This is a genomic window from Syntrophales bacterium (genome assembly GCA_023229765.1).
Classification (GTDB): Bacteria; Desulfobacterota; Syntrophia; order Syntrophales; family UBA5619; genus DYTH01.
Window position 1 is genome coordinate 131,800 of record JALNYO010000001.1, and the last position, 13,538, is coordinate 145,337.

A 13,538-nucleotide genomic window follows, 5' to 3' on the forward strand; every position below is an offset into this window, starting at 1 on the left:
CTTTGACGTTAGCGCCGGTTTGCTGTATGAAGCGTCTGGCTTTCAGGGACTGAGGCCGGAAGGGAAGAGTGAACAATGCGTGGGCATTTGCTGATGTATAGATTATGGTTGTCCTTTGTCGTTGCTGTAATGTTTTTGTTCCCGATGGCCGAAATGGGGATGGCGCAGACAAGAGAATTCGTTGTCCTGCTTGACCCGGCGCATGGGGGTGAAGACAAGGGCGTGGTTAATGATTCCTTCCAGGAGAAGGATCTGACGCTAAAGCTTGCGCTGCTGATTCGCGAAGAGGCGCGGAAGACCCCGGGGCTGCAAATCATCTTGACCCGTTCGCTTGACAAAAAGGAATCTGCGGCCGAAAGGCGCAATGCCATAGGGACGGGAAAGGCCGATTGCCTGTTGAGTCTGCATGTAAACGCAGGATTTGGAAACAAGGCGAGCGGTTATGAAATCTATTTCCCAGGGTTCGATTATATGCAAACGGGAAAAGGAGATTCCAAAGCAATCATCAAGGATATGGTTAAAAACAGGTCTCTCAACGATTCCGTTTTATTTTCGCAGTATATGCAGGCCGCCCTGGAGACGGTTTTTCCGAGAAAAGGCCGCGGCCTTCGGGATGCCCCTTATCCTTTGTTAACAGGGTTGGACATTCCCGGTTTGGCGCTCGAGTTAGGTTTTGCCACAAATCCGGATGAGCGCAAACTTGTAACCGACGAGGGCAAGCAGCAGGCCATAGCGAAGGCTGTAGTCAAGGGACTCAGGGAATATTCCCTGAAGGCAAGATAGGAAACCCTCGGTGAGAAGGATCGTAATTGCTTCGAAAAACAGCGGCAAGATAAGGGAGCTTCAGGCCATGTTTGCCGGTGCGGAGATGCAGATACTTTCCCTTAATGATTTTCCTGATTTGCCCGAGATCATTGAAGACGGAAAGAGCTTTTACGAAAACGCCCTTAAAAAGGCCCAAGCGGTAGCGGCGGCGACCGGAGAAACGGTGCTTGCCGATGATTCCGGACTGGAAGTGGCAGCGCTGGGAGGCGCCCCGGGGATATATTCAGCCCGTTACGGGGGCGAAGGCGCAAATGACCGGCAAAACGTATTGAAGCTTTTGGGCGAAATGAGGGGGGTGCCGGCTGAAAAAAGGGCCGCCGCCTTCCGGTGCGTTTTGGTGCTTTATCACAAGGACAATCGCCACGAGGTTTTTGAAGGCCGCTGGGAAGGCGTAATTGCGGAGAATTGTGCAGGCTTGGGGGGATTCGGGTATGATCCAGTTTTTTATCTGCCGGAGCAGGGGATGACCGTCGCCCAACTATCGCCGGAGTTAAAGAACAGGATCAGCCACCGCGCCCAGGCCTTTATAAAACTTAAAGAAAGACTGGAGCAGAAAATCGATAAATCAAACGGGGCGTAGCGCAGCTCGGTAGCGCGCCTGCTTTGGGAGCAGGATGTCGTGTGTTCAAATCACACCGCCCCGACCAATAATATCAAGATATTAGCGAAGCATCGTTAGCCTCTTTTTTTGTCTGGTCAATACGGTTGGTCAATATGTTTGAGTTGTCAACAGCGCCATCAACTGAGTTCTCAACATATAATGAGGGCAGCGCCAAGGCATTTTTGCTTTTCATTTCGTCCACCAGGTGAGAATAAACATTGACGATCATGTTGGCGTTTTTGTGGCCTACCCGGTGGGCGAGATCTTGCATGTCCGCCCCGTTGGCCAGGGCGTGGCTGATGTAGTAGTGCCGCAAGTCGTACAGGCGCAGCCTCTTTTCTATCCCGGCCTTGGCTTTTGCCTCCTTCCAGCTCTTGGCGACCTGGCTTGTGATCCGTTCTCCCTGGAAGGAAATCACATAAGGGCACTCGGGCAGCACCTTTCCCCGGCGGCCAGCCAATCTTTGCGCCTCCTGGCGATACCATTTTCGTTTTTTTTTCAGCCGGTCAATAAATTCCGGGCTGACATATTGAACATGGGCGCTGTCCGTTTTGGATGAGTACACGCGGATCGCGCCGGTCTCGAAGTCGATATCATCCCATTTCATGTTGAAGAGTTCCGTTTTTCCGGGCCTCAATCCGGTGTGATATTCCACCTCTATCGCCCATTGCAGATGTTCCGGGGCATGTTCGATAATGTTCCGCAGATCATCGAGCGAGGGCAGCTCCACCCGAAAACGCTTGACGATCCGGAGCGGTTCCCGGCGCGTCCAGGGATGGGGCATGGCGCCGAGCTCGTCGAGGTTATTTATCCCCCAGGCCAAGACCTTCGAGATGTACTGAAAGTATTTATTCACCGATCGGTTGGAGATTTTGCGGTCCGTCATGGCCTTCTGGATGGCGTTCCAGTCGTTCATCGTGATGCTGTGGCACATTCTCTGGCCGATCACCGGCAGGGCGTAGAGGGCGACCGTGGCGCAGATCTCGTCAACGGTTTTGTCGGAAAGCTCAACGTTCCGGGCGGCGATGTACTGCTGGAAAAGTTCGGCGAAGGTCAGATCGTCCGAATGGAAGTGATGCACCCGGCCCTGGCGCTTCTCGTTCTTGATCCAGACATCCCGCTCCGTGGCCTTCAACAGGGCGTCCCGGCCCCGCCCAAACGGTTCCCTGACCTGTTTGCCGGCGATCCAGTAGATGCACTCCACGCGGCCATCTTTGCGAGTGTGAACGGACATGCGGCATCCTTAAATGAAAGATTCTATAAAATCTACATGCTCTGATAATTCCGGTCGAATATGGTTTTTTAATGGGTCAAGGCATACTTGCATACCTTCACGGCGCGCAAATTTTAGAGCAGGAACAATATCCGCGTCTCCGGTTATAATAATTAATAAATCTGCCAAGTGTTTTGTAGCGATGTATGAAATGTCTAGGCCGAGCTTCATATCGACAGCTTTCTGCTCAATTAACGGCTTAAAGTCATCTTCCTTGAGATCATCTATAGTAATTTTTTTCTTTATCAATCCTTCGAGTTTTTCCGGGGATAATATCCACTCATTATTTCTCCAAACAGTCTTTCCCAGGCGGAGCGCGAAATTAGGCGTTGATTTTATGCTGTCAAGAAGTTCTCTCTGTGCAATAGCCACGCTTGTAGTGTTAAAATCAATAGATTTTTTTGTCAAAGGATTATGTCCTTTTTTATCAAGAGGCTCAGTGTCGTAATAAAATATCCTGTATAAATAATCTTCGCTCCTGAGATGCCGGCAACAATACTTTCTGATTTCCTTGCCGCAGTAATAGAAATTCTTTGATCTATAAATGGCTTTCCTCATGAACCAACCATCAATCATAAAAACAACCTTACGCATGATTATTCCCTTCCCTGAAACAGCAAAGCCCCTTGGTCGGCTTCAGCGTTTTTATATGTGTGCTGAAACGTTGCAAGGGGCGCTTTTTATTTCTCTCATGCACAAACCCGCATCCATTACGAACGTGTGCGTCAATACACTGCGGTTGATTAGTGAACTACAGGAGGCAATTTTATTTGTCAAGATATTTTTTTTACACCGCCCTTACTCTTTTCATGAAAAACGGAAAAGCTTTTTCTATTGTTCTGAATGTATTTACGATATTGATACGGTAGTCATCCACTCTCCAGGGACGTTCGCGACATTTGACGATCAGAGCCAAAGCGTCATTGCCTCAAACTAATGCCTACCATGCCCAATGTTTTGCCTGTACATGTTCCCGTGACTTCAATCGCATCCCCTTTTTTATAGGCCGCCAACTGATTGTTATATGTGTCGGCCGGAAACATCACCATGACCTGGTGCGAGAAAGGCCCCGTCGACAGGTTCACGTATGGCTTATCGCCAATGGTTTTGCCAATGGCCCTTATAGTTCCGCTTACCTTGAGCGTCTTGTCCTTGTATTTCGGATCGGCGGCGACCTCATTTGCTTCATATTCCTTGTAGAGCTGTTCGGATGTAATGGATATGATCTCTGTGGGTTTTGCAGCGGGCTTTGGCGCTTGCGGTGTCTCCCTGCTGTTTTTCCCCATAAATGAACCGATCACTCCGAGAACGATAAGTCCCACAACGATCTTCACCGGCCATGTCCATCCGAACTTCTTTCTGCAATGAGGGCAAATCTTGGCATCCTTCGGGATCATCATCGCGCAATAGCGGCATTTTTTTTCCATGGCCATCGTTTATACCCCGCGACCATTAACGGCAAACTTAACGAAATCGAGTTCTGAAACTATAAAGGTTTTTGCTTCCCCTCTGGATTTTGCGTTCATACATGCCTCAATTTTTGTTCCATATCTACCATATTTCCATGAATCCTGGCCCAATTCTCCCACGACGAGATAATCCACCTTGGATGAATAACTACTGCAGCAATATCCCCCATTCTCGGTAACCACCCTTTCCGCCTTGTTGCGCTTTCCGAATTGCAGAATTCCGGTGAACAGGAACGATCGGTTTGAGAATTGAATAACCGGATTTGCATCAAAGATCGACGTCGCGACCTCTTCCGAATTAGGGTCTGCAGCAATTCCTGAAAGAAAGGCAAGGAGCTCCTTTCGTTCCTCCAGAGTGACGACATTGTCTTCAAGGATGGCTTGTAACACGCAAATAAGTCTTGATATCGGCCAATCGTCCCGGGCAAAAGCGTTTTTTACAAGCCATTCACCAATCAGCTTTATCTCATCGTCGGACAAAACTCCATCATAGATCACGGCGGCGGAAATGCCCTGCAATTCCTGTATGGCCCTTTTTTTCATCAGCGGGAGGTTGTAAAGAATTAGTAAATCTTGATGTTCATCGACGTTCAATTTGCGATTAGGAGATATATTCATTAACCGGATCCTCACAAATAGATCACGTTTCCCGCTTGCCGGTATTCGATGACGCGGCCACGTCGGTACCGGTAGGTTGGCCCACCGACAGGGCCGCTCTTAACTGCCGCATTTCCGTTAGCGCGCCGTTCAATTCGGCTCTCAAATCATCTATATTTTCGTCCTGCCGCTTAATCTTCTCATCCTGTTCTTTTTCTTTGTTGATGCTGTAATTAAACGCCTTGAGATTAGATAAAAAAGCATCCCTTATAACCTTGTTGTCGGAAAGGAGGACGTTCTTAAACTGCGAGCAATACTCCTCCAGCCCGGCGCAGGGGTGGGGCGGACTGGGATCAGTGGAATTATTCACCTTAATTTTCACAGTGGTGGGATTCTCGTCGGAGAGAAGCCAATCAAGATATTCAGCATAGTGAAAATAAAGACCCGCAATCATGTCGGCTGACGGCCCGCTCTTCTCGTTCAGAACCATCGAAAGGTAACTTTCCTCGACGTTTATTTGCTTGGCGAACGCCTTCTGGCTGATTTTGAGATGATATTTTATTAATAATTTTAGTTTACTAGAAAATATATTCAGCATAATGAATTTTTTACTTGACATATAATTCAGTACTGTGTATTTCGTCACCCAACAGGGGAATTAATCTTAAGCCCCCAAACCTTAACGAGGACCACTCGCGTGAACCAAACGATCAAAGTCGGAATCATGACCCCTGATCACTACTGCCCCTTAGCGGCGGTCCCATTAACCGAACCTCTGTCGGCGTGTTATGAGGGCGCGCTTTCTTTGGCCACACTTGAAAGTCAGCGGCGATTCCTTCCCGGACAGCTTTCTCGTGCAGCAACTGTAGTTCATTTTCCAACTGAGCAATTATGTCGAGAGATGGTTGAGCAAAGGATTCAACCTCTTCTGCAATCCATGCATAATCCATTAGATAGGAGCGAGCCTTTGCCTCAGCCTCCTGAAGCGAGTCAGCAATGACGAATACGGATGCAATTCCACCCGCAATATCTTCCGCCTTCGGAGTCGCCGGCGTCGGCTTCACCTCTATTGAAAAGAAGAACGGAAGCACAATGTCACCTCAAGAAATAGACACACTCCGCAAGGAGGTTAAACACAAGATGGTTGAACTTGGACTCGACCGACGTGGGTCTTATGCTGTTTTGTTACCACGCCTGCTTCGTCCCACGCACAACAGCAGCCTGATAATGGCCCTGTCCGGGTATCGTTCCGGGCCGGGAAGCCAGGCGATCCTGGAAGACCTGCTGGCGGTATTGTCCACATGGCCGCCGGAGAATGCGTAAATGCTTCCTTGTGTGAGCATATACACACAAGGAAAAAGCAAAAGCAATTAAATTTTTGAGGGGAAATGTTTATGACCACATTAAAAGATTGCTTGTACTCAACGATCCACCGGAACCGTAAACCCCTGAAACTCATCGCCGAAGAGATCGGCATGAGTGAAAACTACCTCCTCCGCGCTGCCCTTCCCGACACAGAAGAATCAGATACAGGCACCGGCTGCCGATTCCCGCTGAAAAAACTCGTTCCTCTGATCCGCGAAACCGACGATTTCTCGGTTTTGGATCACATCGAGCAGTCCCTCGGACGGATCGCGATCAAGGCACCGCTCGCCGCCGCCACAAATTCCGGATTGCCGCGTCTCACCATGCAGGCGGTGAAAGAGTTCGGAGAGTTGTGCGGAGACCTGGACGCATCGATTGCCGACGGGACTTTGACGGACAACGAGATTGCACACATAAAAGCGGAGGGGTACGAGGCCTGCCAGGCAATTATGACCCTCTTGCATAACATCGGAATTGGTAAACTTAAATAAGAACCCGCACCTTAATAGGTTAGACGCTATGAGAACAATAACAACAAACAAAGACGGGAAAATAAAGGAAATAACCTCGCCCTGGTATCGGGTGGAAGAAGCCGCGGCCTATTGCGGCATCTCCCGCACCGAGTTCGACGAACGGGCGCGCGAGCTGCCGCACGCCGGGAAGTATCGCCTGCGCCTCTACCATCAATCCGTGCTGGATGCCTGGCTGAACGATACGCTGGGAATACCATTCGACCCCGAAGACAAGCCCGTCAGAAGGCCGCTGCGAAGAAGAAACCGGCCTCCACTGGAGGGAATCACAAACCCGAGGACCGGGAAGTTTTATCCTTGCCCGGCCGCGAACCGCGGAGAGACGGCAACTTTTTAACGTCAAATAACCGTAAGGAGGTAATCATGACATCAACCGTCATAGGCGCACGTCTCAGAACACACCGGCGGACGATGCTGGTCAGGGTCGCACGGTATTTCATCAACCTCGACATGCCCAATCCCGAAACAAACTGGCGGCAGATGCTCGCCTCCATCGGGTTCGTCGTCCTGGTGGGTGTGGCGTTTGTCCTGCTGTTTTTTGCCTTACAAATATCCATAGTACCTCTGTAGAACGCTCCATCGAAAGCGAGAGCCCTAAATGCTGAAACTGACCATTGAAGAGAGCCTTACTGGTCCGCTGGCCCATCCGCCGACAAGGAGGGCCCTTGAGGAATTGGTGGACCGATCAAAAACCCTGGAGGATGTTTCTGCCGGCGTCGATGCCATTCCCGGCCTGACGTTCTACAAGGGCAGCATGCACGTCGCCATACACACAAAATCGTTGGGACGATTCAGCCCCACCCGCTGGGCGATCATCACGGGAGGGGAGGGCTGACGTGGGGCTTGCTGCTAAACATCTTGGGGAATCGCGCTGCGCGGAGATTGCCCGCACCCTGTTCACCGTCACCTTGACCGAAGAGGCCAAAGGCGAGATCCACGGTCTCTGCCCGATCCACGGCGAGAAAAACCCCTCCTTTGCCTACAACTTCAAAAAGGACGTCTACCACTGCCTCGCCTGCGGGGCCGACGGCGATCTGCTTCGCCTCTGGAGCGAGGTCAAGGGCCTCGGTCAAAAGGAAGGTTTCAAGGCCTTTTGCGAGGAATTCGGCATTTCTCTTGGGCAGGGGGATACAGAAGCTGGGAACCGGCGCCGGGGGGGTGTGGGTGCGGCGGATGAGGTTGTACTGGATCCGGTACTGGTGCACCGTCGGATGCTTGAAGCATGGGAGAAGTTTCTCCCGCTGCCCGACACGTACCAGGAACGCCTGGCCAGGACGCGCGGCTGGAGCCGTGAGATTATGGCCTTGATGGATCTGCGTCTGCAGACGCAGGGAATGGACCGTAAAACGGGCGATCTTTTCAACCTCAAGACTGCGGAGCGGATCGCGATTCCGATCCGGGACTCCGCCGGCGACCTCGTGAACATTCGCCGCTACCTGCCAGGTGCGCAGAAATTCAAGATTCTCTCCTGGGCAAAATCAACGGGTAGCGCGCGTTTGTATCCCGCGGCGCCGGATCCGGATGGAATCGTTCTTTTGTGCGAGGGGGAATCGGATACGCTGTGCGCGATATCGCACGGTTTTAACGCCATCACTCAGACATCCAAGCTTAAGAACTGGCCTCCGAATCAGTTGGCGGATTTCCAGGATCGGGACGTCGTGATCGCATACGACGCCGATCAGCCCGGTCAGAAGTATGCCCGGTTCGCCGGCGACTCCCTGGCCATAGCGGCAAAGTCGATTCGCATGCTCCAATGGCCTTCCTTCATGGGCGTCGATGAATCCGGAGGGGTTTCGAAGGATCACGGACAGGATCTGACTGATTATTTCGTTCAACACAAGCGGACGATCGATGATTTCCGCAAACTCCTCGACAAAGCCACCCCCTGGCCCCCGGCCCCCGTTCCCCTTTCAGCGGAGCCCGCCGAAGACGGCACTCTGCAGGATGAAAACGATGTCCTCCAATTCTTCGATCACGGCGTCAATAAACGATTCTCCTTCAAACCCCGCCTGCTGGCGGAACGGATCATAAATGACATTCCGCTGCTCTTTTGTGAGGAAACAGGGGAAACGTATCGCTGGAACGGCAAGTTTTGGGAGGAGTACTCCGAAACACATGTTAAGAATGCGGCGATAAAGCTGCTCAGGAAGGAATCACAGAAGGGGCGCATCGAGGATGCCGTCTTTCAGGTAAAAACCCTCGTGACAATCCCGCATGGGAGAAAGCTGAACGATCAGGAGGACTGGATCTGCCTGCAGAACGGCATCCTGAATCTGGTCAGCTATGAACTGCGTCCCCATGACCGTGACGCCTTTTTTACGAGCGCCCTGCCTGTTTCATTCAACCCCGATTCCGACGATCGATGCGAACGGTGGGAGAGTTTTCTCCTGGAGACCATTGAAACGGCCGGGCCGATCGCACAGCTACAAGAGTTTTTTGGCTACTGCCTGGTGCGGCACGTGAAATATGAAAAGTGCCTCTTCCTACTCGGCCCTGGTGAAGACGGGAAGAGCAAGTGCCTGAACGTCCTGAAAGAGATGCTCGGGGAAATCAACTGCGCCGCGGTTGCGTTCGCCGATCTGGAGAAGGAATTCCACCGATCGAGCCTCTATCATAAGATGCTCAACATCTCGACGGAGATCGGCGCCCAAGCGATCGAAAGCCCCTATTTCAAGGCCATCACGAGCGGCGATCCCATAAGCGCCGCTTTCAAGAACGTCGATAACTTCACCTTTTCGCCATACGTGAAACTGGCCTTCGCGGGAAATAGCCTTCCCCGGGTCAGAGACAACAGCCACGGATATTTCCGCCGCTTTATGCCCATCAAATTCAAGAATCAATTCCTCGAGGATGATCCCCGCCGCGATCCGGATCTGATGGATAAGCTGAAAGGCAAGCTATCGGAGATCTTTATCTGGTCCCTGTGCGGGCTGAAAAGACTGACCGATCAGAAGCGGTTCACCAACTGCGATGAAACCAAATTGCTGATGCAGCAGTACCGCCGGTCCAACAATCCCATCCTCTGCTACATCGAGGACGAGTGCGTCTTGGGGCCGGATGAGGTGTGTACGACCGACGATCTGTATTCCGATTATAAGACCTACTGTGGCAGGAATGGGTATAGCCCTTTGAATAAGGAAAACTTCTTCCGGGAGCTCTACGTGGCCCAGGCGAGCCTTAAACGATACCGGCCGAACAATCACGGCGAACGTGAAAACAAGGTGCGCGGCATCGGAATCGTGGGGAAATTTAATGAATAGAAATAGAGTACCGCATATTTCCTGCCGGCTTCCCGGATCTCCCCGGCCGGCCGGACGATTCCCCGAGCGTGTCGTCCGTCTCGCCCATGAGCGAGACCTTGAAGAACGCATCGTAGTGCTCTCCGCCATGCCTCCCCCCCTTTCCCCCTTGTGGTGTACCCGCTACCAATCATCTTCTCCGGAGCCGTTCCGGTCAGGGCAGGTCAGGGCAAAAGTACCCCGCCTTGACCAAACGACCCGCGCCAGTGCTGGTTTGGTCAGGGCGGTCAGGGCGGTCAGGGCAAAATTCATCATCTACACACATGCACGCGCGCGTGTGTTCCCTTCTTTTTATCATTTCCTTTTCACTATTAAAGAAAGTGCCCTGACCGCCCTGACCCGCTCAATAAAAACAAGTACTTTCACCCTGACCGGGCGCCCTGACCTGCCCTGACCGCCCTGACCGAAGGAGGAGAAGCATGGATTTCAACAAATACGACCCGCTGAAAGAACAGAACCAAGGGGAAAAAGCCATGACGTGCGGGGTTGATGTCACGAAGGATGACCCGGTTTGCTTCCCACCCTGGATGTCCAGCGCGTCGGTGATCCTCCTGATCGAATACCTGAAGAAATATCCAGACAAGGGGGTGATTTTGTACGAGCGCTTCGGAACGGTCGGCCTGAAGTTTAAACCAGGAATCAACGGAGCCGACATAAAGAATGGGAGAGCTGAGATCGCGATGAACACGCTCGGTCTCCTGCAGGATGCGACGGCCGGTCTGAAGGAGATGATCTCCAGAGGGATAGAGATCCCAATGCTGATACGTACAGATGGTCCGTCATTATCGGCGGGTCCTTCCTGAAGCTCTTGAATCATACGGAACGCAGAACCCCGAAAAGTCACTACTTCGGAAGAAAAAAGGGAGTGGAAAAATGGAAGTTATGGGAATTGAAGCAATAAATTATGAGACGCCTCCAGCGCATGTTTTCATCCCGGCGGATGTCACCACAGACTTTCGGGCCGGGTTTTTGGATGAGGTGGCCTGCAGGCGATGGATCCTGACCACGATTCACAGCACCGTCCCGATCACCTGCCCGGAATGCCGTAACCCCTTAACCGACATAGCCTTGCAGCGATTCTGGGAAGGGCGCCGGATCTGCTGCCGCGCCTGCGGGAAGTTTTTCACCGCCCTGACCGGGACCTTCCTCGCTGGATGCCACATGAATTTTCAGGAGGTCATGCTCCTTGCCGTCTTTTTGCACTTCAATATTCCTGCCCGCGAGATTGCGCGCATTTTGCGGATCAGCTCCGAGACGGTCCGCCTCTGGGAAATCAAGTTTGCCACGCTCGAACGAATGAAAGGGATGGAGGGCTCCCATGCCTGAAGTTCATTGCGCGCATGACAAGATGGTGGCGATCGGAGAGCTGAAGCCGAACCCACGGAACCCGAATATCCACCCCGAGAAGCAGATCATTCTTCTGGCCAGGATCATCGAGGCCCAGGGATGGCGATCGCCGATCACGGTCAGCAACCTGACGGGGTTGATCGTCCGCGGCCATGGCCGTTATGAAGCCGCCCGCTGGCTTGAATGCGCTGAGGTTCCTGTCGATTTTCAGGATTACGCGAGCGAGGCCGAAGAGTGGCAGGACCTCCTCGCCGACAACCGGATCGCCGAGCTTTCCCAGGTTGATGACGACCTCCTCTGTTCGATCCTGCAGGACATCGATCTGGACGTCGAGCTCGCCGGGTACGACACCAAGTTCGTCGCCGAGCTGCTCGCCCGGAAGGAAGTCGGCGAACTGAGACGGGAGATCCTCGCCGAGGAGGAATACCAGGAGGCGCGCAACACGGCTGACCGGATCATCGAGGCGATGACCGAGAAGGTCCGCCGCCTGGCCGATACCGATCCCGAGCGCCTGAACTCCGCGGTCGCGGTCGTCATCCAAAAAGGCCGCGGCAACCAGACCCTCTTCTTCCTGGCCGATCCGAACACCGCCGACGCCGTGACTGAGCTCCGCCGCTTGGCCGACGCAGAGGAGCATTCACCACTTGAATCCCTGATGGAGGCGGCCGCCCCATGAAAACAATCCTCGCGATCATCGACGCCGCCATGAAGGAGCACCCCCGCGCCGCCCTGGCCTTCTCCGGCGGGACCGACAGCATGATCCTCCTTGACATCATCTACCGAATGACCTCCCACCGCCCCCTGGTCGTCTTCTCCGACTCCGGCCTGGAGTATCCGGAGACGCTTCCGTTCGTCGAAGAGGTCTGCCGGTCTTACGGCGCCGAGCTCCACGTCGCCCCCGCGCCACGCACCCCCGAAGATCAGTGGCGCCGGCAGGGATGGCCGATGCTTGGCAAACTCGCCGCCCGGATCTGGATGCAGAAGCACCGCGGCCGCGGCTTCGGCTTCAAGCTGGACGTCTCCTCCTGCTGCAGGAACATGAAGATCGTACCATGCCGCCGCCTCACCAGGAAGCTTGGTTGCACGCTTCAGTTCACCGGCCAGCGCGGCGGCCAGGATGACATACTTCGAGGCCTCCGGGCGATCAAAGACGGCGCCACCCACTATGTAAAGGCTGACAAACTTGCCATCTGCAATCCGCTCCTTGGATGGACCGACATGATGGGCCGCCGCTATATCCGCTGCCAGGGCCTGCCCGTACACCCGGCCAAAGCCCGCGGCGCCGTCACGATCGGCTGCGTCTGCTGCGGGGGAGGCTCCCAGTTCACCGCGAGCGCCTTCCGGATCCTCCGCCGTGTCTGGCCGGAGGCATGGCGGCGCTACATCGTCGAGGATGCCATGGGCGAGATCATCCTGGCAGTCAAATATGACAGACCGCTGGCCATCGTCCGGCAGGCGATCGAGGGCCTCGGGGGACTAAAGGCCCTCGCAACCGAGCGTCCCTGGGTGTTCGACTTCACCTCCCGGTCGCCGCTGCCCGGATATGAAAAGTAAATGAAGGCTATAGAATTATTTTTACCAGGAGGTCGGCTTATGGATCGATGTATTGGGAATCGGATCGGGCAATTGCGATATGCTCAGGACGCCTTTTCTGATGGTTTTCATAAAAGTGGCATGCTGGCAGAGTTCATGCGACGCCCTGCTGACAGGGCTTATGATTCCAACCGTTTTGTGAAGTTGCTGTTTGACGATTCTCATGGCTTCCGCCAGATCGCTATCATTGGAAATGACCACGGCACAATCATATTGATCCAGCCATGCATCATTCAAAAGATGAACGGAAAGATTGACGTCGGAGCCCTTTTCTTCCGTTTTTATGATCCTGGCAAACTTGAGGGGGTTGGAATTGGCAATAGGCGCGCTGACCTCATGGCTGAGAAAGTGCCCGTAGTGAACGCTTATCTCGGGGATATATGTCTCCAGCGCTCTGATGTAGGTCTTTTGGCGTATGGGTTGGTGTGGATCCAGGCGACCGCTGACCAGGGCGGTATAGTATTTAATGGCCGTGATGTTGTGCTGAGGTCCCAAGAGATGGGCAATCATGGTCTTCAGATCGAGCCATTTGTACGGCGTGCCCTTCACCGCGCGGTAGTAAAGGTTGAAGCCATCGATATAGACGTATGTACGGCAAGGTGTCATAGAAAAAAGCAGGGGCCGCTTTCGCAGCCCCGC

Annotated in this window: 18 protein-coding genes and 1 tRNA gene; 13 read left to right on the top strand and 6 right to left on the bottom strand. The window is 53.2% G+C overall.

What is annotated here, in order from left to right; genetic code table 11:
• Nucleotides 1-93 precede the first annotated feature (93 nt).
• The 3 genes from M0P74_00585 to M0P74_00595 all read left to right on the top strand — a co-directional run bounded on the left by M0P74_00585 (nt 94) and on the right by M0P74_00595 (nt 1,472).
• Nucleotides 94-783 (top strand): N-acetylmuramoyl-L-alanine amidase, encoded by a 690-nt coding sequence (locus tag M0P74_00585; protein ID MCK9362091.1) that lies wholly within the window; start codon nt 94-96, stop codon nt 781-783.
• A gap of 10 nt (nt 784-793) precedes the next feature.
• Nucleotides 794-1,405, top strand: coding sequence for an XTP/dITP diphosphatase (locus tag M0P74_00590; GenBank protein MCK9362092.1), 612 nt, complete (start codon nt 794-796; stop codon nt 1,403-1,405).
• Nucleotides 1,396-1,472, top strand: a tRNA-Pro gene (locus tag M0P74_00595). Before M0P74_00590 ends, M0P74_00595 begins: the two co-directional genes overlap by 10 nt.
• Nucleotides 1,473-1,478: 6 nt before the next feature.
• Here the strand turns inward: M0P74_00595 and M0P74_00600 are convergent.
• From M0P74_00600 to M0P74_00620, 5 genes are all read right to left on the bottom strand, one after another.
• Nucleotides 1,479-2,660, bottom strand: a complete 1,182-nt coding sequence (locus M0P74_00600; protein ID MCK9362093.1) for a site-specific integrase — start codon at nt 2,658-2,660, stop codon at nt 1,479-1,481.
• A 9-nt stretch (nt 2,661-2,669) separates the two neighbouring features.
• Complete coding sequence (locus M0P74_00605) at nt 2,670-3,293, bottom strand: NYN domain-containing protein (GenBank protein ID MCK9362094.1); 624 nt, start codon at nt 3,291-3,293, stop codon at nt 2,670-2,672.
• Between the two features lie 326 nt (nt 3,294-3,619).
• Nucleotides 3,620-4,132 (bottom strand): OB-fold putative lipoprotein, encoded by a 513-nt coding sequence (locus M0P74_00610; GenBank protein MCK9362095.1) that lies wholly within the window; start codon nt 4,130-4,132, stop codon nt 3,620-3,622.
• A gap of 3 nt (nt 4,133-4,135) precedes the next feature.
• On the bottom strand, nt 4,136-4,786 hold the full coding sequence (locus M0P74_00615; protein MCK9362096.1) for a BRCT domain-containing protein: 651 nt from the start codon (nt 4,784-4,786) through the stop codon (nt 4,136-4,138).
• 22 nt (nt 4,787-4,808) lie between these two features.
• Complete coding sequence (locus tag M0P74_00620; protein MCK9362097.1) at nt 4,809-5,363, bottom strand: helix-turn-helix domain-containing protein; 555 nt, start codon at nt 5,361-5,363, stop codon at nt 4,809-4,811.
• 398 nt (nt 5,364-5,761) lie between these two features.
• Here M0P74_00620 and M0P74_00625 point away from each other — a divergent pair, with 398 nt between their 5' ends.
• The 10 genes from M0P74_00625 (at nt 5,762) to M0P74_00670 (ending at nt 12,860) form a co-directional block, all read left to right on the top strand.
• Nucleotides 5,762-6,088: a hypothetical protein gene (locus tag M0P74_00625; protein MCK9362098.1), complete on the top strand. Its 327-nt coding sequence runs from the start codon at nt 5,762-5,764 to the stop codon at nt 6,086-6,088.
• 71 nt (nt 6,089-6,159) lie between these two features.
• On the top strand, nt 6,160-6,621 hold the full coding sequence (locus tag M0P74_00630) for a hypothetical protein (GenBank protein ID MCK9362099.1): 462 nt from the start codon (nt 6,160-6,162) through the stop codon (nt 6,619-6,621).
• Between the two features lie 28 nt (nt 6,622-6,649).
• Complete coding sequence (locus M0P74_00635) at nt 6,650-6,997, top strand: helix-turn-helix domain-containing protein (protein ID MCK9362100.1); 348 nt, start codon at nt 6,650-6,652, stop codon at nt 6,995-6,997.
• 26 nt (nt 6,998-7,023) lie between these two features.
• Nucleotides 7,024-7,230, top strand: a complete 207-nt coding sequence (locus M0P74_00640; GenBank protein ID MCK9362101.1) for a hypothetical protein — start codon at nt 7,024-7,026, stop codon at nt 7,228-7,230.
• A 28-nt stretch (nt 7,231-7,258) separates the two neighbouring features.
• Nucleotides 7,259-7,495: a hypothetical protein gene (locus tag M0P74_00645; GenBank protein ID MCK9362102.1), complete on the top strand. Its 237-nt coding sequence runs from the start codon at nt 7,259-7,261 to the stop codon at nt 7,493-7,495.
• A gap of 1 nt (nt 7,496) precedes the next feature.
• Nucleotides 7,497-9,920: a phage/plasmid primase, P4 family gene (locus M0P74_00650; GenBank protein ID MCK9362103.1), complete on the top strand. Its 2,424-nt coding sequence runs from the start codon at nt 7,497-7,499 to the stop codon at nt 9,918-9,920.
• Nucleotides 9,921-10,378: 458 nt separating this feature from the next.
• A complete protein-coding gene (locus M0P74_00655; GenBank protein MCK9362104.1) occupies nt 10,379-10,762 on the top strand; it encodes a hypothetical protein in 384 nt (127 codons plus the stop codon).
• 70 nt (nt 10,763-10,832) lie between these two features.
• The gene (locus tag M0P74_00660) at nt 10,833-11,285 is read left to right on the top strand and encodes a hypothetical protein (GenBank protein MCK9362105.1); all 453 of its coding nucleotides are present in this window, start codon (nt 10,833-10,835) and stop codon (nt 11,283-11,285) included.
• On the top strand, nt 11,278-11,982 hold the full coding sequence (locus tag M0P74_00665; protein ID MCK9362106.1) for a ParB N-terminal domain-containing protein: 705 nt from the start codon (nt 11,278-11,280) through the stop codon (nt 11,980-11,982). The genes M0P74_00660 and M0P74_00665 overlap by 8 nt, the downstream gene beginning before the upstream one ends.
• Nucleotides 11,983-12,089: 107 nt before the next feature.
• Nucleotides 12,090-12,860 (top strand): phosphoadenosine phosphosulfate reductase family protein, encoded by a 771-nt coding sequence (locus M0P74_00670; protein MCK9362107.1) that lies wholly within the window; start codon nt 12,090-12,092, stop codon nt 12,858-12,860.
• A 21-nt stretch (nt 12,861-12,881) separates the two neighbouring features.
• Here M0P74_00670 and M0P74_00675 read toward each other — a convergent pair whose 3' ends face one another.
• Nucleotides 12,882-13,505, bottom strand: coding sequence for an NYN domain-containing protein (locus tag M0P74_00675; protein MCK9362108.1), 624 nt, complete (start codon nt 13,503-13,505; stop codon nt 12,882-12,884).
• Between the last annotated feature and the right edge of the window lie 33 nt (nt 13,506-13,538).